This window comes from Williamsia muralis (assembly GCF_002735905.1).
In the GTDB taxonomy this organism is placed as follows: domain Bacteria; phylum Actinomycetota; class Actinomycetes; order Mycobacteriales; family Mycobacteriaceae; genus Williamsia; species Williamsia muralis_A.
In genome coordinates, this window is the sequence record NZ_PEBD01000010.1 from 1,230,274 (window position 1) to 1,253,351 (window position 23,078).

Annotated in this window: 24 protein-coding genes; 16 read left to right on the top strand and 8 right to left on the bottom strand. The window is 65.0% G+C overall.

The annotated features are described in order from the left end of the window. Window positions 1-22: 22 nt before the first annotated feature. A complete protein-coding gene (locus CSW57_RS19265; RefSeq protein WP_099384622.1) occupies window positions 23-511 on the bottom strand; it encodes a beta-class carbonic anhydrase in 489 nt (162 codons plus the stop codon). Between the two features lie 119 nt (window positions 512-630). Then, window positions 631-1,611, bottom strand: a complete 981-nt coding sequence (locus CSW57_RS19270; protein ID WP_099384150.1) for an ABC transporter substrate-binding protein — start codon at window positions 1,609-1,611, stop codon at window positions 631-633. A 268-nt stretch (window positions 1,612-1,879) separates the two neighbouring features. On the opposite strand from CSW57_RS19270, the gene ctaD reads away from it, so the two are divergent. From ctaD to CSW57_RS19300, 6 genes are all read left to right on the top strand, one after another. Next, window positions 1,880-3,649: an aa3-type cytochrome oxidase subunit I gene (ctaD, locus tag CSW57_RS19275; RefSeq protein WP_099384151.1), complete on the top strand. Its 1,770-nt coding sequence runs from the start codon at window positions 1,880-1,882 to the stop codon at window positions 3,647-3,649. 2 nt (window positions 3,650-3,651) lie between these two features. Then, window positions 3,652-4,908 carry a phosphoserine phosphatase SerB gene (gene serB, locus CSW57_RS19280; protein ID WP_189339326.1) on the top strand — a complete coding sequence of 419 codons (1,257 nt, stop codon included), beginning with the start codon at window positions 3,652-3,654 and terminating at the stop codon, window positions 4,906-4,908. After that, window positions 4,908-5,666, top strand: coding sequence for an aminoacyl-tRNA hydrolase (locus CSW57_RS19285; RefSeq protein ID WP_099384152.1), 759 nt, complete (start codon window positions 4,908-4,910; stop codon window positions 5,664-5,666). The genes serB and CSW57_RS19285 overlap by 1 nt, the downstream gene beginning before the upstream one ends. Before the next feature lie 9 nt (window positions 5,667-5,675). Continuing rightward, complete coding sequence (locus CSW57_RS19290; protein ID WP_099384153.1) at window positions 5,676-6,119, top strand: cupin domain-containing protein; 444 nt, start codon at window positions 5,676-5,678, stop codon at window positions 6,117-6,119. Window positions 6,120-6,188: 69 nt separating this feature from the next. Continuing rightward, window positions 6,189-7,019, top strand: coding sequence for an ABC transporter ATP-binding protein (locus tag CSW57_RS19295; protein WP_062801142.1), 831 nt, complete (start codon window positions 6,189-6,191; stop codon window positions 7,017-7,019). Beyond that, the gene (locus CSW57_RS19300) at window positions 7,016-7,825 is read left to right on the top strand and encodes an NUDIX hydrolase (protein ID WP_099384154.1); all 810 of its coding nucleotides are present in this window, start codon (window positions 7,016-7,018) and stop codon (window positions 7,823-7,825) included. Before CSW57_RS19295 ends, CSW57_RS19300 begins: the two co-directional genes overlap by 4 nt. Window positions 7,826-7,829: 4 nt before the next feature. Here CSW57_RS19300 and ligD read toward each other — a convergent pair whose 3' ends face one another. Next, the gene (gene ligD, locus CSW57_RS19305) at window positions 7,830-8,795 is read right to left on the bottom strand and encodes a non-homologous end-joining DNA ligase (RefSeq protein WP_099384155.1); all 966 of its coding nucleotides are present in this window, start codon (window positions 8,793-8,795) and stop codon (window positions 7,830-7,832) included. 46 nt (window positions 8,796-8,841) lie between these two features. On the opposite strand from ligD, the gene CSW57_RS19310 reads away from it, so the two are divergent. The 4 genes from CSW57_RS19310 to CSW57_RS19325 all read left to right on the top strand — a co-directional run bounded on the left by CSW57_RS19310 (window position 8,842) and on the right by CSW57_RS19325 (window position 11,427). Further along, window positions 8,842-9,630 carry an enoyl-CoA hydratase/isomerase family protein gene (locus CSW57_RS19310; protein ID WP_099384156.1) on the top strand — a complete coding sequence of 263 codons (789 nt, stop codon included), beginning with the start codon at window positions 8,842-8,844 and terminating at the stop codon, window positions 9,628-9,630. A 29-nt stretch (window positions 9,631-9,659) separates the two neighbouring features. After that, the gene (locus CSW57_RS19315) at window positions 9,660-10,625 is read left to right on the top strand and encodes a class I SAM-dependent methyltransferase (protein ID WP_099384157.1); all 966 of its coding nucleotides are present in this window, start codon (window positions 9,660-9,662) and stop codon (window positions 10,623-10,625) included. Window positions 10,626-10,699: 74 nt separating this feature from the next. Continuing rightward, complete coding sequence (locus tag CSW57_RS19320; protein ID WP_189339327.1) at window positions 10,700-11,023, top strand: ArsR/SmtB family transcription factor; 324 nt, start codon at window positions 10,700-10,702, stop codon at window positions 11,021-11,023. Then, a complete protein-coding gene (locus CSW57_RS19325) occupies window positions 11,020-11,427 on the top strand; it encodes an SRPBCC family protein (protein ID WP_099384159.1) in 408 nt (135 codons plus the stop codon). The genes CSW57_RS19320 and CSW57_RS19325 overlap by 4 nt, the downstream gene beginning before the upstream one ends. Before the next feature lie 4 nt (window positions 11,428-11,431). Here the strand turns inward: CSW57_RS19325 and CSW57_RS19330 are convergent, their stop codons facing one another. After that, the gene (locus CSW57_RS19330; RefSeq protein ID WP_370623989.1) at window positions 11,432-12,145 is read right to left on the bottom strand and encodes an HNH endonuclease family protein; all 714 of its coding nucleotides are present in this window, start codon (window positions 12,143-12,145) and stop codon (window positions 11,432-11,434) included. Between the two features lie 36 nt (window positions 12,146-12,181). On the opposite strand from CSW57_RS19330, the gene CSW57_RS19335 reads away from it, so the two are divergent. Then, the gene (locus CSW57_RS19335) at window positions 12,182-13,372 is read left to right on the top strand and encodes a THUMP-like domain-containing protein (protein WP_099384624.1); all 1,191 of its coding nucleotides are present in this window, start codon (window positions 12,182-12,184) and stop codon (window positions 13,370-13,372) included. Window positions 13,373-13,394: 22 nt separating this feature from the next. Here CSW57_RS19335 and CSW57_RS19340 read toward each other — a convergent pair whose 3' ends face one another. Next, window positions 13,395-14,696, bottom strand: coding sequence for an outer membrane protein assembly factor BamB family protein (locus tag CSW57_RS19340; protein WP_099384161.1), 1,302 nt, complete (start codon window positions 14,694-14,696; stop codon window positions 13,395-13,397). A 93-nt stretch (window positions 14,697-14,789) separates the two neighbouring features. Here CSW57_RS19340 and CSW57_RS19345 point away from each other — a divergent pair, with 93 nt between their 5' ends. Then, a complete protein-coding gene (locus CSW57_RS19345; RefSeq protein ID WP_099384162.1) occupies window positions 14,790-15,536 on the top strand; it encodes an acyltransferase in 747 nt (248 codons plus the stop codon). A 48-nt stretch (window positions 15,537-15,584) separates the two neighbouring features. Here the strand turns inward: CSW57_RS19345 and CSW57_RS19350 are convergent, their stop codons facing one another. Genes CSW57_RS19350 through CSW57_RS19360 form a run of 3 tightly spaced genes read right to left on the bottom strand, consistent with a single transcriptional unit; the run spans window position 15,585 to window position 19,242 of the window. After that, window positions 15,585-16,856, bottom strand: a complete 1,272-nt coding sequence (locus tag CSW57_RS19350; protein ID WP_099384163.1) for a glycosyltransferase family 4 protein — start codon at window positions 16,854-16,856, stop codon at window positions 15,585-15,587. Then, complete coding sequence (locus CSW57_RS19355) at window positions 16,853-18,373, bottom strand: 1,4-alpha-glucan branching protein domain-containing protein (protein ID WP_099384625.1); 1,521 nt, start codon at window positions 18,371-18,373, stop codon at window positions 16,853-16,855. Before CSW57_RS19355 ends, CSW57_RS19350 begins: the two co-directional genes overlap by 4 nt. A gap of 47 nt (window positions 18,374-18,420) precedes the next feature. After that, the gene (locus tag CSW57_RS19360) at window positions 18,421-19,242 is read right to left on the bottom strand and encodes a class I SAM-dependent methyltransferase (protein ID WP_099384164.1); all 822 of its coding nucleotides are present in this window, start codon (window positions 19,240-19,242) and stop codon (window positions 18,421-18,423) included. A 213-nt stretch (window positions 19,243-19,455) separates the two neighbouring features. Between CSW57_RS19360 and CSW57_RS19365 the strand changes: the two genes are divergently transcribed. From CSW57_RS19365 to CSW57_RS19380, 4 genes are all read left to right on the top strand, one after another. Beyond that, window positions 19,456-20,241 carry an electron transfer flavoprotein subunit beta/FixA family protein gene (locus tag CSW57_RS19365; RefSeq protein ID WP_099384165.1) on the top strand — a complete coding sequence of 262 codons (786 nt, stop codon included), beginning with the start codon at window positions 19,456-19,458 and terminating at the stop codon, window positions 20,239-20,241. A 51-nt stretch (window positions 20,242-20,292) separates the two neighbouring features. Beyond that, a complete protein-coding gene (locus CSW57_RS19370; protein WP_062801131.1) occupies window positions 20,293-21,249 on the top strand; it encodes an electron transfer flavoprotein subunit alpha/FixB family protein in 957 nt (318 codons plus the stop codon). 131 nt (window positions 21,250-21,380) lie between these two features. Next, window positions 21,381-22,190, top strand: a complete 810-nt coding sequence (locus CSW57_RS19375; RefSeq protein WP_062801160.1) for a GNAT family N-acetyltransferase — start codon at window positions 21,381-21,383, stop codon at window positions 22,188-22,190. Next, window positions 22,187-23,071 carry a lysophospholipid acyltransferase family protein gene (locus CSW57_RS19380; RefSeq protein ID WP_223249350.1) on the top strand — a complete coding sequence of 295 codons (885 nt, stop codon included), beginning with the start codon at window positions 22,187-22,189 and terminating at the stop codon, window positions 23,069-23,071. The genes CSW57_RS19375 and CSW57_RS19380 overlap by 4 nt, the downstream gene beginning before the upstream one ends. The last annotated feature ends 7 nt before the right edge of the window (window positions 23,072-23,078 follow it).

The following is a 23,078-nucleotide window of genomic DNA, read 5'->3' on the forward strand; positions in this document are numbered from 1 at the left end:
CGTCGTAAGTGGAGCGAATTTCTCAGCTGACCTCGTTGAGTTTCCCGGTGGCGACATCGAACACAAACCCGCGCAACGACGTCGTCTTGGTGATGAACGGGGACTTCTCGATCCGCGCCACCGACTGCCGCACGTCTTCGTCCAGGTCGCCGAACGCCTCGGCAGACCACGCCGGCTTCACGCCGACCTCGTCCTGGATGGCTCGTTTGAAGTCGTCGTCGGTGAACGTCAGCATGCCGCAGTCGGTGTGGTGGATCAGGATGATCTCGGTGGTACCGAGTAGCCGCTGACTGATGGCGAGTGACCGGATCTCATCGTCCGTGATCACACCGCCGGCATTGCGGATGACATGTGCCTCACCGGGATTGAGGCCGAGAATGCCATAGACATCGAGCCGGGCGTCCATGCATGCGACGACGGCGACGTGCTTGCTGGGTGGAAGGGGCAGTGGACCGGAGAAGTCGGCCGCGTACGCGCGATTGTTGTCCAGGTATTCATCGGTGACGGTCATGCACTCATGCTCATGGGTGCATGAGCATGCGGACAGAGTTGCAGCCACGATGATTCCAACGCAGTCCGCCGCGATGAGCAGGCCGAATGCCATCGACGACTGTGGTGGAGCGTCGAGCGTCAGACCAATGAGTTGCCGACGTTGAAGAGCACCAAGTTCGCTGCCGACAGTCCTCCCGAGCCGAACCAGACCTCGTCCTCCACGATGCGCACGCGTCCCCAGCTCGGTGCACCCATGTCGTGCCATCGATCGCTCTCGAGGACCGAGGTGCCGTGCTCCAGCCCGGCAGGCCCGTCGAATCCGACGTAGATGACATCTCCGTCGGCAATCTCGAAGTTCTTGTCGTCGATCGGTGTCGGCGCCGGCTCACGCTGACCGGGCGGACGTTGCACACCCATGTCGGTCAGGACGCTCGCGGCGAACCCGCCGGTGCCCTCCACCGTCTCGGAGTCCTTGCCGAACCGCACGAGAGAGGCCTGGTTGTATCGCGCGCCGAGTCGGTCACCGGTCGTCTTGGCGGCGTCTTCATAGGCTCGCAGTCGTTGCTCGCCCGCGTCACCGCGGCCCACAGCCTCGGCAACCGTCGAGAACCGCTCGCGCCAGTCCTGCGCCGGATCGATCTGTACGGTCCGGACCGAGCCCACAGCACCGTCGAGTGGGGATTCGCCGACCGTCAGCAAGAGGTCGGGATTGGTCGCGGCCGCCCGTGCGACGTCTGGCCGGCTCTTTTCACCGACGGTCGGAAGGTCCTGCACCGCTGTGCCCATGAACGAGGGGAGTGAGCCGCCGACGGTGGTGGAAGCGACGACTTTGCCCTGTATCCCCAGCGCGCACAGAGCGTCGAGGAGGCTTGGGTCCGCGACCAGGATGCGACTGGGGTCGGGGGCCCCGGTGTCGACCGGAGCAGGTGTCTGACATGTCTGGTTCTTGTCGCGATCGGGGTCCGCGAGATCCACCGAGGCGATGCGTGTCGTCGTCTTCACGATCGACCCTTCGCCCTCGGGGACGGACGAGTCGAGGCATCCACTTACACCTGCGCTGACCAGGGCGGCAAGCGCAAGAGTCGCCAGAGCGCGACGGCGACGGATCACTTCGCTCACAGGTTCTCTTCCACTCTTCGGTTGCGGCCCGATGACGGCTGAATCCCGAACAAACTAGCACTGCTCCGCCGGGTGGAGACCGATGTCGAAAGCCGCGTTTGCCCACCCCCGGATCGACTACGACAGTTCGTAGGACCCGAGCGGCTGCGGGCCGTATGAGGGTCTAGGATCAACATCAGCGCACATTCATGGCCGTCGCTCCAACGTCCTCCGCGGAACACACTTCCGCACCTGACGCAGGCGACAGGCCACGCAGGCAGGAGGATCAGTGACCGCGGTAGACCAGCCCACCACTCAGGTGGCTCCGGTTCGGCCTTATCCCGAGCGCACGGGTGCCAAGGGTTCGTTCATCTACAAGATGTTGACGACGACCGATCACAAGATGCTGGGCATCATGTATTTGGTTGCGTGTTTTGCGTTTTTCCTCATCGGTGGCTTGATGGCGTTGTTGATGCGTACCGAGTTGACGGCGCCTGGTCTGCAGTTCTTGTCGACTGAGCAGTACAACCAGTTGTTCACCATGCATGGCACGGTGATGTTGTTGATGTATGCGACGCCGATTGTGATCGGGTTTGCCAACGTGGTGTTGCCGTTGCAGATCGGTGCGCCTGATGTGGCGTTCCCGCGGTTGAATGCGTTCAGTTTTTGGTTGTTCGTGTTCGGTTCGACGGTGGCGATTGCCGGGTTCATCACTCCGGGTGGTGCGGCTGACTTCGGTTGGACTGCGTATACGCCGTTGACCGATGCGGTGCATTCGCCGGGTCCGGGTGCGGACATGTGGATTTTGGGTCTGGGTGTGTCGGGTCTGGGCACGATCTTGGGTGCGGTGAACATGATCACGACGGTGGTGTGTTTGCGTGCGCCGGGTATGACGATGTTCCGGATGCCGATTTTCACTTGGAACATTTTGGTGACGAGTGTGCTGATCCTGCTGGCGTTCCCGTTGTTGACGGCGGCGTTGATGGGGTTGGAGGTTGATCGGCAGTTCGGGGCGCATCTGTATGACCCGTCCAATGGTGGTGCGATTTTGTGGCAGCACTTGTTCTGGTTCTTCGGTCATCCCGAGGTGTACATCATTGCGTTGCCGTTCTTCGGGATCGTGTCGGAGATCTTCCCGGTCTTCTCCCGCAAACCCATCTTCGGCTACTCCACACTCGTCTATGCCACCTTGGCGATCGCAGCTTTGTCGGTGGCGGTGTGGGCACATCACATGTACGCCACCGGGGCTGTGTTGTTGCCGTTCTTCTCGTTCATGACCTTCATCATCGCGGTGCCGACGGGTGTGAAGTTCTTCAACTGGATCGGGACGATGTGGAAGGGTCACATCACGTTCGAGACGCCGATGCTGTTTTCGGTGGGCTTTTTGGTGACGTTCTTGTTCGGTGGTCTGACCGGTGTGTTGCTGGCGAGCCCGCCGTTGGATTTCCACCTGTCTGACAGTTACTTCGTGGTGGCGCACTTCCATTACGTGTTGTTCGGCACGATCGTGTTCGCGACGTATGCCGGTATCTATTTCTGGTTCCCGAAGATGACTGGCCGGATGCTTGATGAGCGTTTGGGCAAGATCCACTTCTGGTTGACGATGATCGGTTTCCACACGACGTTCTTGGTGCAGCACTGGGTGGGTAACGAGGGTATGCCGCGTCGGTATGCCGATTACCTGTCCACTGATGGGTTCACCTCGTTGAACATCGTGTCGACGGTGGGTGCGTTCATTCTGGGTGCTTCGACGTTGCCGTTCTTGTGGAATGTGTTCCGTAGCTACCGGTATGGCGAGGTGGTGACGGTGGATGATCCGTGGGGCTTTGGTAACTCGTTGGAGTGGGCGACCAGTTGCCCGCCGCCGCGGCACAACTTCACCGAGCTGCCCCGGATCCGTTCGGAGCGTCCGGCGTTCGAGTTGCATTACCCGCACATGGTCGACCGGATGCGCGAAGAAGCACACGTCGGCCACGCCAGCGAGAAAGCCGAACAGGCCAAGCGTGATCCTTTGACGGTGGGTGGCACCGAGTCATCCACCGAACCCAACTCGTTCTGACGGTGGGATACAACATCAGCCCAAGCTCGGAAGAAGCAAGACCTCTCGGCACCTCCGTCCTGATCACGGTCACCGGTCACGACAAGCCAGGCGTCACGTCGGTGCTGTTCGGAGCCCTGTCCACCCGCAACGTCAGCGTGCTGGACGTCGAACAGGTGGTGATCCGCGGTCGCCTCACCCTTGGTGTGCTGGTGAGCTGCATCGGCGACAGCGAAGAGTTGCAAGAGGTCATCGAGCAGGCGATGGATTCCCTCGGAATCGATGTCACGGTCGAGGTGGGAGCAGCCAACGGCGACCGCAGGCTGTCCACCCACGCTGTGGTCATCCTCGGCAGCCCGGTCAGTGCCAAGGGGTTCAGCGCACTTGCCGGCGAGCTCGCCCGTCAGGGCGGCAACATCGACTCCATTCGCGGAATCGCGGACTATCCGGTCACCGGGCTCGAACTACTGATCAGCGTCGACAAGGACAGCGTGGCCGCCGATGCCGCATTGCGTCAGGGACTTGCCGCCGTGGCCAGCAAGTACGGCATCGATGTGGCCGTCGAGCGAGGCGGTCTGGCCCGGCGGGCCAAGCGCCTCATCGTGTTCGACGTCGACTCCACCCTGATCCAGGGTGAGGTCATCGAAATGCTCGCGGCCCGGGCAGGCCGCGAACAAGAGGTCGCCGCAGTCACAGAGGCTGCCATGCGAGGCGAGCTGGACTTCGCGGAGTCTCTTCACCAGCGTGTGGCCGCCCTTGCCGGCCTCGACGTATCGGTGCTCGACGAAGTGGCCATGGAACTGCAGCTCACGCCCGGTGCCCGGACGACCATCCGCACTCTCCACCGAATGGGGTACCACTGCGGCGTGGTGTCGGGTGGCTTCCGGCAGGTCATCGAACCGCTGGCCCATGAACTCGAGCTCGACTTCGTGAAGGCGAACACCCTGGAGATCTCCGAGGGCAAGCTCACCGGCCGCGTGAAAGGCGAAATCGTCGACCGGGCCGGGAAGGCGAAGGCCTTGCGTGCATTTGCCGACAGCGTCGGTGTGCCGATGGAGCAGACCATCGCGGTCGGTGACGGGGCCAACGACATCGACATGCTGACAGTTGCCGGCCTCGGAATCGCCTTCAATGCCAAACCGGCGTTGCAGGAGGTTGCCGACGCCGCGCTGTCGCACCCGTTCCTGGACGCCGTCCTCTTCATCCTCGGTGTCACACGCGATGAGATCGAGGCCGCGGACGCCGTCGACGGTGTGTTGCGCCGCGTGCCGCTGACCTGATGGTCGCGCCCGACGCCGACAACACCTTTGGGCAGCGGTACCGGCGCCTGACCGAATACGTCGGTGGCGGTTCGGATCCGGTAGATCCTGGCCAGGTGCTGGCGATGCCGATGGTGCTCCACATCCCCAAGGCCGATCCTCCGCCCAGGACCGCGCTACTCAACGCTGCGGCTTCCGCAGTCGCGGCATTGTGCCTCGATCCGCGCTCGGGCGGCGACGGCCCGTGGTCGGAACCGATGGACGCGTGGTGCGATGCGCGGATCCGTAAGATCGCGCGCCGCGCACGTGGATCGCATTGGAGTGCGGCACAAGAAGTCCCGGGGGTGACCGCACGATGCGGTTCGGCCGAGGCCCGGGCCATCGTGCCCGGACCGGTCGGCGACATCGATCGGCGGATCGGACGCCTCCAGATCGGGGGCACCGACGTGCCCGGCGACGATGCCGACGTGGGCACCGGGCCGGTGCTGTGGGTCAATCCGACTCTCGAGATGACAGTCGGGAAGCTCGCCGCACAAGTCGGGCACGCTGCGATGCTGGTCGTCCGGTTGATGTCCGTGGAGGCCGCCGAGCGATGGTGGTCCGATGGATGCCCGGTACGGGTGCGCACCGCGTCGCCGACCGACTGGACCCGGCTGATCGACGCCGACCTCACCGGCCATGCGGTTGCTGTGCGCGACGCCGGTTTCACCGAGATCGCGCCGGGCTCGGTGACCGTGATCGCCGAAGTAGGGCAGGCCGGCCCGGGCTCTGCCGATTAGTCTGGCGCCATGACAGAGCTCCCCGACTGGGCCGCCCACCTGCAACTGGAACCGCACCCTGAAGGCGGGTTCTACCGGCAGACCTGGGTGAGCGATCTGACCATCCCGAAAGATGTTCTGCCGCAGGGGTATCCGGCTGAGCGAGCGGCCGGGACGGCAATCTTGTTCCTGCTGTTGCCGGGGCAGCAATCCGCGTGGCACACCGTGCGCAGTGCTGAGATCTGGCTGTATCACCGGGGGGCGCCAGTGGCCCTCGGTCTCGGTGGTGACGGACCTGAGCCCGCCGGTGAACGAACCGTGCTAGTCGGCGCCGACATCACCGCCGGTCATCGCCCGCAGTACGTCGTCGCGCCTGGCGAATGGCAGCGCGCGCAACCGCATGGAGACGAACCTTCGCTGGTCAGTTGTATTGTCGTGCCCGGCTTCGACTTTGCCGACTTCACGATGCACTGACCTCGGGGACCACAAACCTGTTCGGCCCGCCTGCACCGCCTTCGTGTCTCGGTGCGGCACGATAGGGGGGTGCGTGAAACGGATCCGGACCTGCTGATCGACTTCGAGGATGTCGCCCTGCGACGCTCCGGCAACACCTTGGTGGGGCCGATCACCTGGAAGGTGGAACTGGACGAACGGTGGGTGATCCTCGGTCCCAACGGGGCCGGGAAGACCTCGCTGATGCGCATGGCCGCCGCACAGACTCATCCGAGCAGCGGAAGCGCGTTCCTGCTGGGCGAGCAGGTCGGTCGCACCGAGATGAGAGAACTCACCACTCGTATCGGCGTCACGTCAGCGTTGCTCGGCGAACGCATCCCCGATGACGAGAGGGTGAGTGACCTCGTCATCTCAGCCGGCTACTCGGTGCTTGGGCGATGGAAAGAGGAGTACGACCAGGTCGACCGCGAACAGGCCCTGGAAACCCTCGAATCGATGGGTGCCGAACACCTCGCCGACCGCACCTTCGGCACATTGTCCGAGGGCGAGCGCAAACGGGTTCTGGTCGCGCGTGCCCTGATGATCAATCCCGAGCTGCTCCTTCTCGATGAACCGGCCGCAGGGCTCGACCTGGGTGGGCGCGAAGAACTGGTCGCGAGACTCGAGGTCCTCGCCGCCGACCCCGACGCCCCGGCGATCGTACTGGTGACACATCACGTGGAAGAGATCCCGAACGGGTTCACACATGCGATGCTCCTGAAGGAAGGTGCGGTGGTCTCCCAAGGCCTGATCGAGGATGTGGTCACGTCGGAGAACCTGTCGAGCGCCTTCAGTCAGTCGATCGTGCTGACCAACACCGGCGGTCGTTTCTTCGCTCGACGGGCACGTCGCGCGGGCGGCCATCGGCGGCGTGCCGAATGACGTTCGGACAGGTCTCCGATCCCGATTCCGTCCCTCTTCGCGATGCGGCAACGGTGGTTCTCGTCCGCGGCGGAGTGGATGGGCGGCCCATCGAAGTCTTCCTGATGCGGCGGGTCAAGCAGATGGCGTTTGCCGGGGGGATGACAGTGTTCCCGGGTGGCGGCGTGGACCGCCGTGACGCCGAGGCTGATCTCGCGTGGATCGGGCCCGACGAGCACTGGTGGGCGGAGCGCTTCAACACCGATGCCGCGACAGCACAGGCTTTGGTGTGCGCGGCCGTTCGTGAGCTGTTCGAGGAATGCGGTGTGCTGCTCGCCGCACGCGCGGATGGCACGTTCCCCGACACCTCTGCCCTCACCGCCGAGAGGGCGGCTCTCGTCGACAAGTCGTTGTCGTTCGCGCAGTTCCTCCGTGAGCACGACCTGTCGTTGCGCGCGGACCTGTTGCGCCCGCTCGCACACTGGATCACGCCGATCGGGGAGAGCCGTCGCTACGACACCAGGTTCTTCCTTGCTGCTCTGCCCGAAGGCCAGCAGGCGGACGGTGAGACCACCGAGGCCGCGGAGACGGCGTGGGCGACGCCTAGGGCGGCGCTCGAGGCCTGGGACGACGGGAAACACTTTCTGTTGCCGCCCACCTGGACTCAACTCAAGGAGATCAGCTCCTACGGAAGTCTTGCCGATCTGCTCGCGGCCGAACGCGAGATCGAGACGATCCTCCCTGAGGTCGTGTCGACCGGCGAGCGGATGCGTGTCCGGTTCGACGGGGAATCCGACTACCGCCGCTACCGGACGGACCTGGCCTGATGGGTCACTCGGGCTCGGGCGGCGGTGAGGCTCCCTCCCGCTCGTCGCGGTCGGCCCATTCGAGGAGTGTGTCCAGCCGGTAGGCGTGGTCGTCGATCGCCGAATGCAGGTCACCGAGTTCGGCAAACCGGGCTGGAACCGTCGCGATCGTGAACTCTTTCGGTTCCACATCGTCGATCTCGTCCCAGCGGATCGGGGTCGACACCGTTCCCTCCGGGTTGCCCCGAACCGAGTAGGCGCTCGCGATCGTGTGGTCGCGGGTGTTCTGGTTGTAGTCGACGAACACCGCGGCCGGGTCGCGGTCCTTGCGCCACCAGGTGGTGGTCACGTCGTCGGGGGCGCGGCGTTCCACCTCCCGGGCAAAGGCGTGCGCTGCGCGGCGGACGTCGGCGAAGCCCCACTCGGGCTCGATCCGAACGTAGATGTGCAGGCCTGAGCCGCCGGATGTCTTCGGATAGCCCGTCATGCCCAACTCATCGAGTACCTCGTGGGCGACGTGTGCACTGCGGCGGACCCGGTCGAACGGGCAGTCGGGCATCGGGTCGAGGTCGATGCGCCATTCGTCGGGCTTCTCGGTGTCGAAACGACGCGAGTTCCACGGATGGAACTCGACGGTCGACATCTGGACCGCCCAGATGACACTGCCCAATTCGGTGACGCAGACCTCGTCGGCAGTCCGGCCGAATCGGGGGAAGTAGATGTTCACGGTCTCGAGCCAGGGAGGTGCTCCGGACGGGATGCGCTTCTGATGCACCTTCTGCCCGGCAACACCCTTGGGATACCGGTGCAACATGCACGGCCTGTCGAGCAGGGCGCGAACGATTCCGTCACCGACTGCGAGGTAGTAGTTGACCAGATCCAGCTTGGTCTCGCCCCGGGCAGGGAAATACACCCGTTCAGGACTCGATACGCGCACGACGCGGTCGCCCACGGAGATCTCGATCGGCTCGCCGTGCGAGCTAGCTGCCATCCCCCGACAGTAGGGGATGGACCGGACACCCGGTAGCCTCCGATACATGCCTGAGTTCGTCACATTGCAGACGTCCGACGAGTTCCCCGGGGTCGGCACGATTCTTCTCAACCGCCCCCCGATGAATGCTCTGAGCCGGCAGGTGCAGAGTGAATTGGCCGACGCCGCTCGCGAAGCCACCCGCCGTGACGACATCAAATCGGTTGTTGTCTATGGCGGACCGAAAGTGCTTGCCGCAGGGGCCGACATTAAAGAGATGAACGACATGACCTACGCCGAGATGCGTAAGGTCGCCGGTCAATTGCAGGACGGTCTGAGTTCCATCGCCGCCATTCCCAAACCGACCGTTGCGGCCATCACGGGGTACGCCCTCGGCGGCGGGCTGGAAGTTGCGCTCGGTGCCGATCGCCGGATCGCCGGCGACAATGCGAAGCTCGGCGTTCCTGAGATCCTTCTCGGCGTCATCCCGGGCGGTGGGGGCACCCAGCGATTGGCGCGGCTGATAGGGCCCGCCAAGGCCAAGGACATGGTGTTCACGGGCCGATTCGTCGGCGCCGCCGAGGCCCTGCAGATCGGGCTCGTCGACGAGGTCGTCGCTCCGGACGAGGTCTACAACGCGGCGCTTCGGTGGGCGTCGAAGTTCTCGGGTGCGGCCAGCGTGGCGCTTGCCGCGGCCAAGGCGGCCATCGACCAGGGTCTCGACGTCGACCTGCGCACCGGCCTGAAGATCGAGGAGCATCTGTTCGCCGCGTTGTTCTCCACCGACGACCGGGCGATCGGCATGGCGTCGTTTGTCGAGAACGGCCCGGGCAAAGCAGAGTTCACGGGCAAATGAGTATCGATCCGAAAGCAGTTGTGGAACCAATGACTTCGCCGACCAGTGATCCCGCTCCCAACCCGCATGCCACTGCGGACGAGGTCGAGGCCGCACTCGCAGACACCAAGCTCGCGCAGGTTCTCTACCACGACTGGGAAGCCGAGACCTACGACGATAAGTGGTCGATCAGCTACGACGAGCGCTGCATCGACTACGCCAGAGGTCGCTTCGACGCCGTTGCGGCCGACCAGCCGTTGCCGTACGGGCATGCGCTCGAATTGGGTTGTGGCACAGGATTTTTCCTGCTCAATCTCATGCAGGGTGGGATCGCGACTAAAGGTTCGGTGACCGATCTGTCGCCGGGCATGGTGAAGGTGGCCTTGCGCAACGCGGCGAACCTGGGCCTCGACGTCGATGGCCGGGTGGCCGATGCGGAGACGATTCCCTACGACGACAACACCTTCGATCTCGTGGTGGGTCATGCTGTGCTCCATCACATCCCCGACGTCGAGAAGTCGCTGCGCGAGGTGCTGCGAGTACTCAAACCCGGGGGTCGGTTCATCTTCGCCGGCGAACCGTCGACCATCGGTGACTTCTACGCACGGTGGCTCTCGCGTGCCACGTGGGCAGCGACGACGAAGGTCACCAAACTGGGTCCATTGCAAGGCTGGCGCCGACCGCAGGCCGAACTCGACGAGTCGTCGCGCGCTGCGGCGCTCGAGGCCGTCGTCGACATCCACACCTTCGATCCCAGTGACCTCGAGCGGATGTCGACATCTGCCGGAGCTGTGAACGTGAAGACCGCAACCGAAGAGTTTGCCGCCGCCATGCTGGGCTGGCCGGTTCGGACCTTCGAGGCCGCCGTTCCGCCGGAAAAGCTGGGCTGGGGCTGGGCGCGGTTCGCGTTCGGCGGCTGGAAGCGGCTCACCTGGGTGGACGAGAACATCTTGCGAAAAGTGGTGCCGCCCAAGTTTTTCTACAACGTGATCATCACGGGCACCAAGCCGGAGTAGTCTCCCACACCTGCGAGTAACCTCCGACCGGAAGTGTCGGAAATAATTGACATGTCGGTAATCTCCGACATATCGTGGTTGTCGTGACCACGACAGACGACGTCTTCGCGGCGTTGGCGAGTCCGGTGCGCCGCAGACTTCTGGAGATACTCGCCGAGCAGCCACAGTCCGCAGGTGCGCTCAGCGATCAGTTCGCGCTGAGCCGGCCTGCGGTGGCCGAGCACCTAAGGGTGTTGCGAGAGGCCGGACTTGTGGCCGACAAGGCTTCCGGCCGACGGCGCATCTACGAGTTGACGCCAGAACCCCTGGCCGACCTCGGTGAGTGGTTGCATCCCTTCGAGAAGTACTGGCGGGGGCGTCTGTCGTCCCTTGCCGACATTGCAAAGGATGTGGAATGACGGAAACGACTGTTGCCTCGATCAAGCTCGATCAATTCGTGCAGGCCGAACCTCGGAAGGTGTGGCGGACGCTCACCGAACCGGAGCTCCTGGAGAAGTGGTGGGTGCCCGGCGACATCTCGGCCGAGGTGGGTCACGAGTTCACCCTGGAGATGCCCGGATTCGGCCGTCAGCCGTGCAAAATCCTTCGGTCAGAGCCGTTTTCGCTGCTGAGCTACAGCTTCACCCCGCAGTGGACCCTGACATGGACGCTGGTGCCGGAGGGCAGGGGGACACGCCTACTGCTCGAGCATTCCGGTTTTGATCTGGACGACGCCAGGATGGCCGCCGCGTTCGATCGGATGGGGCCTGGATGGCAGGGCAGCATCCTGCCGCTACTCGCCGAGACGGCCCAATCTCTCTAGCGGGTCAGCAGGTGGCCACGATCTGGGCCATGGCTTGCTTCTCGGCTTCCGTGACCCACAGGCTGTAGCGCGCCTTGACGTCGATCTGCCGGGACACATAGGTGCAACGGTAGGACTTGTTGGGTGGAAGCCAGGTGGCCGCATCGCCTGCGCCCTTGCTCTGGTTGGTCGGCCCGTCGGTGGCCTGCAGATTGGCCGGGTCGTTCGCGAAGTCTGTCCGTTTGGCGCGGTCCCATTGCGCTGCTCCCTTCTGCCAGGCGTCGGACAGCGCCACCACGTGGTCGATTTGCACTGCGGGAGAAGTCTTCTCGCCTCGGACGAAGTCGATGCGACGGCCGGTGTAGGGGTCGTCCAGTACGCCGGTGAGAATGACACATTCGCGTGTACCGGGCTTCACCGTGACAACCGTCAGGTCGCGACGCAGGATGTCGTTGCGGGTGTCACATCCGTTGTGGCCCTGCGCGACATTCACGTCGTCGGTCCAGGCCTGCCCGAATTGCTCGCGGCTGTAGCCGGTTTTGGGCGCTCGGCCCTTGATCGTCAGCGAGTCGAGCTGAGCAAGCGCGGGGCTCTGGGCCGTCGGCGCGTCGGGTTGAGCAGGACGGGCTGCCGTCTGACTGCCGGGCGGGACGGGCGCGTCCTCGATCTGACAGGAGGCTAACGCCAGCGCACTGAGCAAGGTGAGCGCCAGGTGGCGGCCCTGTTCGGGTCGGTTCACGTTCTCCTCGGTTTCGGCACGGATACTGTTATACCCGTGGGCTACGACTTCTCGACCGACGATGTGGCGTTCCTTCGTTCCAAAACCGGACGCGAGGCACTGCGGTTGGCGGATTCGCTTGCTCTGGAGCCCAATTCATTGATGACCGACATCGGGCGTCTGACCGCGGCCTATCCCGGACGGCAGGCGGCGCTGGTGGAGACGGTCTCGTGCCGCCGTCGGGCAGTCGGGAAACTGCGCGACCCGCATCGCTGGCTACTGACCTCTGACGCTCTGCAACAGGCCACCGCCTATCCGGTCGCCGATCACCGGGCAGCTGAACTCGCCGGCCGATATCCCGGTGCCACCGTCCACGACGTGACCTGCTCGGTAGGCGCCGATCTCGCGTCGCTGACGCACGCCGACGGGTTGGGCGGCGTGATCGGCAGCGACATCGACCAGATCAGGTTGGCGATGGCGGCGCACAACGTGCCCCAGGCCGCGCTGGCCCGCGCCGATGCACTCACGCCGACGAGTGCTGCCGACGTCTATGTGGCCGACCCCGCACGCCGCAGCGGGGGTCGCCGGAGCTTCCGGATCGAAGACACCGCGCCGCCGCTGCTGGAGCTGCTGACCGTCTACGCGGGCCGTTCGCTGGTGGTCAAGTGCGCGCCCGGGCTCGACTACCGACTCTTGCGCGATCGTTACGGATTCGCCGGCGAAGTACAGATCATCTCGCTGAACGGCGCGGTGCGCGAAGCGTGCCTGTGGAACGACCCCCGCCCTGGCGTCAAGCGGCGGGCAACCGTGATCCGCACGGACGGCTCAGGTTTCGAGATCACCGACGCTGCCGATGACGATGCAGGCGTCGATGACGCAGGGGAGTGGATCTTGGACCCGGACGGCGCCGTCGTCCGGGCCGGTCTGGTCCGCCACTTCGCAAAAGCCCACCGGCTGTGGCAACTCGACCCCCAGATCGCCTATCTCAGCGGCGATCACCTGCCGACGGGTGAACGCGGATGGCGGGTCATGGAACAGTTCAACTTCTCGGAGAAACACCTCAAGCGACGCCTGGGCGAGTTGGGCTGTGGCACCCTCGAAATCCTGGTTCGCGGCGTCGACATCGACCCCGACAGGTTGCGGAAGAGACTGAAGCTCAAGGGTTCTGCGGCCCACGCTGTGGTGATCACCAGGATCGGGCGGCGCGGGGTGATGTTCATCTGCGAAGAGGGGGTGCGGCAACGCTGATGACCACCGCGATGTGTGCGGTCTATTTGTCCTTCGGTGCGTCGTAGAAGTAGACCTCACCGAGGTTGGTCGCAGTCGCGACCTGCCCGGTGTTCGACACGGCCACACCCGTGGTGAAACCGACCGACCCGGGGATCGCAAACTTCCGCACGGTGGCACCGTCGGCGGAATCCACCTCCATCAATGTCAGTTCGTCCGCGTTGTTCTCGCGCACGACCGTCCATGCGGTCCCGGAGGTGGTGAGTGCCGACAGCCCCACCGATTGCACATCAGTGCGTTGCCACACTCGTTCGGCCTTGTCGCCCAGATCTCGGTAGGCGCGCACCGGTGCGTTGAGCAGTCCGGTCGGGATGATCAGGCCGTCGGGTGAGACGGTCATCGTCCCGAAACCGTAGTTGTCCACGAAGTAGTCCCATTTGGGCGTGCCGGTGAGGGCGTCGAGAGCGTAAATACTGCCGAGGCGGTTGAACACGTACAGCGTGCGACCGTCGGCCGACAAGGTGGGCGTCCCGATGACGCCGCCCGGGATCTCCGCTTTCCACGACTCGCGAATCGATCGGGTGCCGTTCTCCTCGGAGTAGTCGTAGCCGCGGACCCCGGATGCGATGACGCCCTCGGGCCAGTAGTTCAGATAGAAGCGCTCGCGATCGGAATCGACTGCGGGAGGCGCCTGGACAGGGCAACGGGGACCACCCGAGACACAGTCGCCGAGGCCGTACAGTGGCTGTGCCGGGTCGGCATCAGGACGCAACGCAATACCCGGTGCGGCAAGTTTGCCGGTCTGCGAGTCGAACAGCAGGATCTGGCCGAGGTGGCTCACCATCAGCACCAGCCCGGGCGCCGCGAACTTTGCCGAGAGCGGCACGCCGACGACGCCGAAACGCCACCGGAAATCACCTGCTCCGTTGAGCCCGTAGAACATGCCGGCGTCACCGATGTAGATGTTCTCGTACTGATCGAACAGCATCGAATTGAGTTCGATGCCCGGTCCGTAGTACTTGCAGAAGTTCTTCCGTCCGGCCCGCTGATCGAAGAGGAATGTGTTGCAGCCCCCGGGGGTGGCGGCCGTGACGCCTACGTTGGATCGACCGGAGATCGTCAGGGGCGAGGAGATCGGCCCACCGACCGGCCGCGACCATGAGAGCTCGAGTTCGCCGGTCTTGGGATACACGAAGTTCGAGTTGTGGGCGTTACCCCCATAGCTGGACCAGCCTGCGCTGGCCACCGAACGCACGTCGTCGACACCGTCAGAGCACGAACTGAGCAGAACGGCCAGCAACATCACCAGGGCCGCGGCGGCTCGTGCGGTGGTCCGGCGCCCCATCGTGCTCCTCTTCGTTGCTTCGGCAGATCGGGCCTGAGCCTATCGTGAGTGACCCGCAGGATCGCGTATCGGCGTCCATTAGTGTTCGTATCCATGACGAGCATGTGGAACGCACCGCTGCATCGCCGGTGGCGTGCTGGAATGCGGCGGGAACCGGAGCAGGCCCGTTTCCTCACCCGGGAATCGCTGCGGTGGGTGCTGGAACATCGGGCGTACTCGCCCTGGTACCTGGTGCGGTACGTCCGGCTTCTCAGGTTCAAACTCGCCAACCCACACGTGATCCTGCGTGGGATGGTGTTCCTCGGCAAGAACGTGGAGATCCACGCGACCCCTGAACTGTCCCGGCTCGAGATCGGCCGGTGGGTACACATCGGAGACGGGAACTCGATCAGGTGCCACGAGGGTTCGCTGCGCATCGGCGACAAGGTCGTCTTCGGTGAGAACAACGTCGTCAACACCTACCTGGACATCGAGATCGGCGCATCGACCCTGGTCGCGGACTGGTGTTACATCTGCGACTTCGACCACCGGATGGACGACATCACCGTTGCCATCAAAGACCAGGGGATCGTCAAGGGGCCTGTACGGATCGGCCCGGACACCTGGATCGCCGCCAAGGTGTCGGTGCTCCGCAACACCCTGGTCGGCAGGGGTTGTGTGCTCGGATCTCACGCGGTGGTGAAGGGGACGATCCCGGACTACTCCATTGCGGTCGGTGCGCCGGCGCGAGTGGTGAAGAACCGCATGGACGACTGGGCGAGCAATGCTGCCGAGCGAGCCGAACTGGAGCGTGCTCTCGCCGACATCGAACGCAAGAAGGCTGCTGCCCAAGGGGATTGAGCCCAGGGGGATCGAACCGGCACGCCGGATGGCTTACACATCGATGGATCAGATCGGCCCCGCCGGGTCCCGCTCCGGCAGCGGCCTGTCGGCGATGGTCGGCCGCCCCAGAGGGCGCCGAGGACGCCGTGTGGCTTTCTCGTAGACAGCCGCCGTGCGCGCCGCCACCTGATCCCAGGCGAATCCCTGTGACACCCGGACGCGCGCGGCGATGGCGCGCTGTTGAGCGGACACGGGGTCGGCGAGAGCGGCGCGGATCGCAGCCGTGAGCCCACCGACGTCGGCCGGGGCGAAACTGAGCCCGGTGACCCGGTCGGTGACGGCCTCGCCGAGACCGCCGGCGGTCGAGGTGACCAGCGGGGCGCCGGTGGCCGCCGCCTCCAGGGCGACGATCCCGAACGGTTCGTATCTGCTGGGAAGTACCATCACGTCGCAGTCCTTCATCAGTTCGGCCAGTCCCGCCTTGTCGACGGCACCGACGAAACGGACCGCCCGCGACACCTTGTGGTCGCGGGCGACCTCCCGCAGCCACGACAACTGCGTGCCGTCACCGGCGACCGTCAGCACCGCTCCCCGGTGGGTGCGCCGAATGCGTGCAAGGGCCGCGATGGCGTCCTGGACACCCTTCTCGTATTCCAGTCGCCCCGCGAACAACAGGCGCGGGGGGCCGTCGTGCGCGACGCGGCGCGCGAATGGCCACGCATCGATGTCGATGCCGTTGTGGATGGTGTGGATCTCGGCCAGTTCGGGGCCGAACAACCGATACACCTCGTCCCGCATCGACGCCGAACAGGTGATCACGGCGTCGGACTCGGCTGCCAGCCACCACTCCACCGAATGGACCTGCTTGTTCACCCGTCCGCTGACCCATCCGCTGTGTCGGCCCGCTTCGGTGGCGTGGAAGGTGCTCACCAACGGCACGTCGAAGTGTTCGGCCAGAGCTATCGCCGGATGAGCGACGAGCCAGTCGTGGGCGTGTACGACGTCGGGCTCCCATGTGCCCTCGCCGTCATCGTCTTTCGGATACCCGAGCCCGAGACCGGCGCGGATGAGCGTGTGGCCGAGAGCCAGGACCCACGCCATCATGTCCTCACCGAACACAAAATGCGGGGGATCTTCGGCCGCGGCGATCACGCGAACCCCGTCGCACACCGTGTCGGTACCCGGATGTGTGAGTCCGTCGCTGCCCGTGGGTTGTCGCGACAACACCACCACGTCGTGCCCCGCTCGGACGAGCTCGGTTGCCAGGTGGTGGACGTGCCTTCCGAGGCCGCCGACCACCACCGGGGGGTACTCCCAGGAGACGACCAGGATCCTCATGTGATCGCGTCGGCCGGCAATCGGCGGGCGTCGAGTCCGGGGAAAACGTTGTCGGCGAGATTCCAACGCGCCGATAGGGTTTCGGCCCACTGTTCGCGACCCCGGTCGGCGGCGTCGCAGATCTCCCTGGCAGCGTGTGCGTGGGTGTACAGGCGCCGGCGCGCATAGTCGGCTGCGGTGTTCTTCGACACCATGAAGGGCCAATCGGACGACAGCATCATCAGGGTCTCGCGCAGGATCTGATCACTGACCCGGTCACGTCCTGGGACTTGACCGTCCACGCGCTTGTCGACGGTCGCCAGGGCTGCGGTGACGACCTCGGCGTTGATCCGGACCAGATCGTCGACCTGCGGCCCGTTCCACACCCGCCAGTCCTTGCCTGAGCCCCAAGAAGTCTCGGGAAGGTCGACCGGATCGCCGACGAAGCCCCCGGCCTTGGCGCTCTGCAGGCTGCCCACACGGACGCCGGCGCGCGGGAGTGCACGCAACACTGCATCGAGCCACTGGGGGCCTTCATGCCACCAGTGGCCGAACAGCTCGGTGTCGAAGGCGGCGACAACCAGTGCGGGCCTTCCGATCCGTTCGGTCTCGGCGATCAACCGGGCTCGGACGTTGGTGACGAAGTCGTCGACGTGACGCTGCACAACTGCGTGGGTGCGATCTGGTTCGTACGGCTTCTTGTCGCCGGCGGCGACGGAGCGGCCGGTCACCCGCGAGGCCTTGAGCCCAAATCGGTGGTCGTAACTGTGGAAGTCGCGGTAGGCGCTGTGCCCGGGATACCCCGAGCGCGGTGACCACACTCGGTACGACACCGGGAGATCCCGGCCGAACGCGATCACGTCGCTACCACTGACCGGGCGTCCGAGTGCCGTATCCCCTTGCAGCGCAGGGCCGTCGACCATGAAGTGCTCGACGCCGGCTTCGTCGTAATCCTCTTCCATGCCGGGTGCGTAGGCGCACTCGGGTGCCCAGATCCCGCGCGGACGCACGCCGAAGCGATGACCCGCATCCGCCAGTCCCTCCCCGAGGGAGAACGCCCGGAGGCGCGGATCGAGCAGGGGGCCGAAGTGATGTGCCAGCGGGCCGCCGAGCAACTCGACTGTTCCCGCGTCCACCAGTGACCGGATGAGCGGGGAACCGCCGTGGCGCCAATGGCTTTCGAAGTCATCGAGAGCTTCTGCCGCACTGCGGTATTCGCGGGCACCGAGGTTGTTGATGTCCGAGAGCCCGCCGTCTGGGCTCTCGGCGACTGCGGCCTCACCCGCCCGCAGCTGCCAGTCGGCGAGCCACTGATACATCGAATCCAGGCAATGCGGATCATCGAGCTGCGCCGCCAGCACCGGCGTCATCCCGAGACTCAGTTGGTCTGTGTAACCATCTGCTGCGAGTCCCCGCAGGACTGCGAACACACGTTGATAGGAGCCGGCCCACGATTGGTACAGCCACTCCTCGCCGACTGGCCATCGCCCGTGATTGGCGAGCCAGGGGAGATGCGAGTGCAGGACCAGGGCGAACATGCCGGGGACGGCGTCCGCGACCCCGTCGTCGCGAAGACCTGCTTCGGTCACGGCTTCACCGCGACGAACAGGAGGTCGAGGCTGTTGTCGAGATCGGTGCCGGAGATGTCGAAGTCGGCGGTGCTCACCCCCGCCACGTCTGCGGTCAGGTCGCTGGGCCAGGCCTGGCCGGACAGTGCCCGGTCGATCTGGGCGTCGATGAACGAGCCACCCCATCGGGTGTCGAGTTCGCGCAGTCCCCGGCCATGACGGACGCCCAATTGCTCGATGACGGAGAAGCCCGCTGCGGAGAGCAGCTGGTGGAGTTCGGCGGGATCGAGTTCCCGGGTGTGGAACGGGTTGAGTGGGGTGTCGCGGCCGGGGGAGAAGGTGATCCGGTTCGGCGTGGACATGAGCAACTCACCACCGGGTCGGAGCACCCTGAGGCACTCGGCCACGAACGCGGGCTGATCCCACAGGTGTTCGATCACCTGGAAGTTGACGACGCTGTCGATCGAGGCATCGGCAAGGGGTAGGTCGATCAGGTTCGCCTGGTGGATGGTGAGGTGCGGGTAGCGCGCCCGCGTGTGCTCGACGGCGGACTGGTCGTAGTCGACGCACGTCACCGATCGGGCGACGGCGGAGAGCAGGTCGGCGCCATAACCCTCGCCTGATCCGGCTTCCAGGACATCGCGTCCGTGACAACGGTCGGCGATGTACTCATAGGCGACCTCGTGGCGGCGGAACCAGTAGTTCTCCTCGGGAATTCCGGGAACTGTCCGCTCGCCGGTGAGCGATAAACCCTGCTCGGGGGCTGTTACGCCGTCCTCGGCGCCGATCGGGGCAGGCGATCCGACGGCGTTGTTGGATCCATGCGTGGGGCTGACCATCCAGCAGAGCCTAGTGGGCCGTGTGTGGAGCCGGAGGCGGACCTCGCGGTGACCCTCGCGATGCGGGGTTCGGCAAGGCAGTGTGACCGACTTCATTCCCCTGCAATCGGGTGTTCGACCTGCCGGAAGTGCGCGCTAAGGTGGTAAAGAAACAGGAGTACTTACCGACGGGTAAGTTGTCCAGAACCCTACGCAGGAGGTCGACGAAGACCCATGACAAACATTGTCGTTCTGATCAAGCAGGTCCCTGACACCTACTCCGAGCGCAAGCTCAGCGACGGTGATTACACCCTCGATCGCGAAGCCGCCGACGCCGTACTCGACGAGATCAACGAGAAGGCCGTCGAAGAGGCTCTGAAGATCAAAGAAGCGGACGGCGGTGAAGTCACCGTGCTGACGGTCGGACCGGATCGCGCGACCGACGCCATCCGTAAGGCACTGTCGATGGGGGCCGACAAGGCCATCCACGTCAAGGACGACCAGATGCACGGCAGCGACGCCATCCAGACCGCATGGGTCATCGCCCGTGCGCTGGGCACCGTCGAGGGCGTCGAACTCGTCATCGCAGGCAACGAGGCCACCGACGGTCGCGTCGGCGCGGTGCCGGCCATCATCGCCGAGTACCTCGAGCTCCCGCACCTCACCCACATGCGCAAGCTCACCATCGAGGGCGACAAGATCACCGGCGAGCGTGAGACGGACGAGGGCATCTTCCATCTCGAGTCCAACCTGCCTGCCATCGTCAGCGTCGGAGAGAAGATCAACGAGCCTCGCTTCCCGTCCTTCAAGGGCATCATGGCGGCGAAAAAGAAAGAGGTTCAGGTTCTTTCGCTTGCCGACATCGGCGTCGAAGCCGAAGAGGTCGGACTGGCGAATGCCGGATCGACGGTCACCAGCGCGACCCCCAAGCCGCCGAAGAGCGCGGGCGAAAAGGTCGTCGATGAGGGTGACGGCGGCACGAAGGTCGCCGAGTTCCTGGTCGGCCAGAAGATCATCTGATCCCCGCCGATCACATCCCCCGACATCGACCACACCGCAAGGAGTTAACAAATGGCTGAAGTACTCGTCCTCGCCGAGTTGGACGCGGAAGGTGCCCTGAAGAAGGTCACTTCCGAACTCATCACCGCTGCCCGCGCACTGGGCACCCCGTCTGTTGTCGTCGCGGCCAAACCCGGGACAACCGACGCCATCGCCGACGAGCTCAAGGAGTTCGGCGCCGAGAAGATCTACGTCGCCGAGTCCGATGACGTGGACGGCTACCTGATCACGCCGAAGGTCGACATCCTCGGCACCCTGGTGGAGCAGGTCTCCCCGGCCGGTGTCCTCGTCACCGCAAACTTCGACGGCAAAGAGATCGCCGGCCGCCTTGCCGCACGGCTCGGTTCAGGCGTTCACGCCGACGTGGTCGAGGTCAAAGAAGGCGGAGTGGGCGTCTACTCCATCTTCGGTGGCGCCTTCTCCGCCGAGGCACAGGCCGGCGGCGACGTCCCGGTGTACTCGGTGCGTCCCGGTGCGGTCGAGGCAGCCCCGCAGGCCGGCGCAGGTGAGCGCGTCGACGTCGAGGTTCCCGAGGTTCCCGAGAACGCGGTCAAGATCACCAAGGTCGAGCCGAACGTCGGCGGTGACCGTCCGGAACTGACTGAGGCCACCATCGTCGTATCCGGTGGACGCGGCGTCGGCAGTGCCGAGAAGTTCTCTGTCGTCGAGGAACTCGCTGATTCGCTCGGTGCCGCCGTCGGTGCCTCGCGTGCGGCTGTCGACTCCGGTTACTACCCCGGCCAGTTCCAGGTCGGCCAGACCGGTAAGACCGTGTCGCCGCAACTGTATGTCGCCCTGGGTATCTCAGGCGCCATCCAGCACCGTGCGGGTATGCAGACCTCCAAGACCATCGTGGCGGTCAACAAGGACGAAGAGGCTCCCATCTTCGAGATCGCCGACTACGGCATCGTCGGTGACCTCTTCAACGTGGCACCGCAGCTCACCGAAGCGGTCAAGAAGCGCAAGTAACGCCGCTCGCAGCTGAACCACAGATGACCCCCTGGCACCCTGCCGGGGGGTCATCTGCTGTTCATGCACGTTGCACCGACACGACACACCGCCGATCCCGACCGGTCCGACGCACTCGATACACCTGTGCCATGAGGACACCCGCAGTCATCAGCACGACCGCACTCGTCTCCGGGCGCGACTACAGCCTGTATCTGAGTACCGACCCTTCCGACATCGACGTCATTGCGCGTCTGCGTTACCAGGTCTTCGCGAACGAGCCGGGTTTCGGCGGCGCGATGGCCGGCGTCACCGACGGGCGGGATTGCGACCCCTTCGACGAGTTCTGTGACCACCTCATGGTGCGCCACAACATGACCGGCGCCGTGGTCGGCTGTTATCGCCTCCTGCCGCCGCCGGGTGCCATCGCCGCCAGAGGCCCTTACACGGCTACGGAATTCGACGTCCACGAATTGGATTCGATTGCGCCGCAAACGGTCGAGATGGGCCGGGCGTGTGTTGCCCTCGAACACCGGTCCGGATCGGTCCTGGCTCTCATGTGGGCGGGCATCTTGAGGTATCTGGATCTCAGTGGCTACCGGTACCTGATGGGTGCGACCTCGGTGCCGATCTGCAAGGACAGCGACCGCGACCGGCCCGGGGCACAGGTCCGCGGTATCAGGGACTTCGTGCGCGACCGGCACCGAGGTCCTTGGGAGGTGTACCCGCACAGGCCGGTGGTGCTCGACGGCCTGCGGCTCGACGACATCGCACCGCCCGAACGCCTGGCATTCCCGCCCCTGCTCAGTGGATATCTGAGGATGGGGGCCTGGGTGTGCGGAGAACCGGCCTATGACCCCGATTTCGGGGTGGCCGACTTCTTCACGGTGATCGATCGCGAGCGCGCGAACACCAGGTACCTGGACCGGCTCCGCCAGGCTGCCGAGCGGGTACCCGGATGACAGACGACCCGATGGTGACGAACGCGCCCGCTCGGCACAGCTGGTTTCCGGCGAGTGCCTGTGACAGCAGTTGCCTGTCCACTTCGAGCTGCGCAGCGGGGCGGGTACGCAGGAGCTGGCGCGTCATCGCACTGATGACCACCGTGGCGGTCGCGGTCACCCTCGGGGTCCTGGTGCCTCTGCTGCCACGGTCGGCGCGTGCCGGGTACGTGCGGTGGATGGCTGTTCTGTTGCTGGCTTCGATCGGCATCCGGGTACGCGTCCGGCACAGCGAATTGTCTGCGGGAGATCCGCGGCCCGCAGGCGCAGGCCTGATCGTCGCCAACCACATCTCGTTCCTGGACATCCTCGCGATCGCCACCGTCAGTCCTGCCCGCTTCGTGGCCAAGGCAGAACTGACCCGATGGCCGGTGGTCGGAACGCTCACCCGTCGCCTGGGTGTGATCCCGATCCGCCGCGAGTCGTTGCGCGACCTCCCATCCGTCATCTCGGATGCCGTCGACGGACTACGAGCGGGGGACAACGTCGGGTTGTTCCCCGAGGGGACGACACGATGCGGTCGCGGCGGTGGTCGTTTCCGCCCAGCGATCTTCCAGGCCGCGGTCGAAACGGGGGTTACGGTCCAGCCTCTGGTGGTGAGTTTTCACACACCGGACGGCGCGATCAGCCCGGTCGCGGCCTTCATCGGAACCGACAACATCGCCGACACGATGGGCCGGGTCCTGCGGGCCAAAGGTCTGACCGTCCACGTCCGCCTCTGCGAGCCCCAATGGCCGGGATCGGACCGGCGTGAGCTCGCCGACCGCTGCGAGCGGATCGTGTTCGGAGAACCCCCGTTGATCGGTCTCTCGTCGGGCATCCCCGCCGCGATGGTGAGCTGACCACCGG

Coding starts and splice junctions, on each gene's coding strand:
- CSW57_RS19345 (WP_099384162.1), top strand. CDS start 14,790: ATGACGAGCATGTGGAACGCACCGCTGCATCGCCGGTGGCGTGCTGGA.
- CSW57_RS19310 (WP_099384156.1), top strand. CDS start 8,842: ATGCCTGAGTTCGTCACATTGCAGACGTCCGACGAGTTCCCCGGGGTC.
- CSW57_RS19350 (WP_099384163.1), bottom strand. CDS start 16,856: ATGAGGATCCTGGTCGTCTCCTGGGAGTACCCCCCGGTGGTGGTCGGC.
- CSW57_RS19380 (WP_223249350.1), top strand. CDS start 22,187: ATGACAGACGACCCGATGGTGACGAACGCGCCCGCTCGGCACAGCTGG.
- CSW57_RS19340 (WP_099384161.1), bottom strand. CDS start 14,696: ATGGGGCGCCGGACCACCGCACGAGCCGCCGCGGCCCTGGTGATGTTG.
- CSW57_RS19355 (WP_099384625.1), bottom strand. CDS start 18,373: ATGTTCGCCCTGGTCCTGCACTCGCATCTCCCCTGGCTCGCCAATCAC.
- CSW57_RS19265 (WP_099384622.1), bottom strand. CDS start 511: ATGACCGTCACCGATGAATACCTGGACAACAATCGCGCGTACGCGGCC.
- CSW57_RS19290 (WP_099384153.1), top strand. CDS start 5,676: ATGACAGAGCTCCCCGACTGGGCCGCCCACCTGCAACTGGAACCGCAC.
- CSW57_RS19300 (WP_099384154.1), top strand. CDS start 7,016: ATGACGTTCGGACAGGTCTCCGATCCCGATTCCGTCCCTCTTCGCGAT.
- CSW57_RS19365 (WP_099384165.1), top strand. CDS start 19,456: ATGACAAACATTGTCGTTCTGATCAAGCAGGTCCCTGACACCTACTCC.
- CSW57_RS19325 (WP_099384159.1), top strand. CDS start 11,020: ATGACGGAAACGACTGTTGCCTCGATCAAGCTCGATCAATTCGTGCAG.
- CSW57_RS19370 (WP_062801131.1), top strand. CDS start 20,293: ATGGCTGAAGTACTCGTCCTCGCCGAGTTGGACGCGGAAGGTGCCCTG.
- ligD (WP_099384155.1), bottom strand. CDS start 8,795: ATGGCAGCTAGCTCGCACGGCGAGCCGATCGAGATCTCCGTGGGCGAC.
- CSW57_RS19285 (WP_099384152.1), top strand. CDS start 4,908: ATGGTCGCGCCCGACGCCGACAACACCTTTGGGCAGCGGTACCGGCGC.
- CSW57_RS19375 (WP_062801160.1), top strand. CDS start 21,381: ATGAGGACACCCGCAGTCATCAGCACGACCGCACTCGTCTCCGGGCGC.
- CSW57_RS19360 (WP_099384164.1), bottom strand. CDS start 19,242: ATGGTCAGCCCCACGCATGGATCCAACAACGCCGTCGGATCGCCTGCC.
- CSW57_RS19315 (WP_099384157.1), top strand. CDS start 9,660: ATGACTTCGCCGACCAGTGATCCCGCTCCCAACCCGCATGCCACTGCG.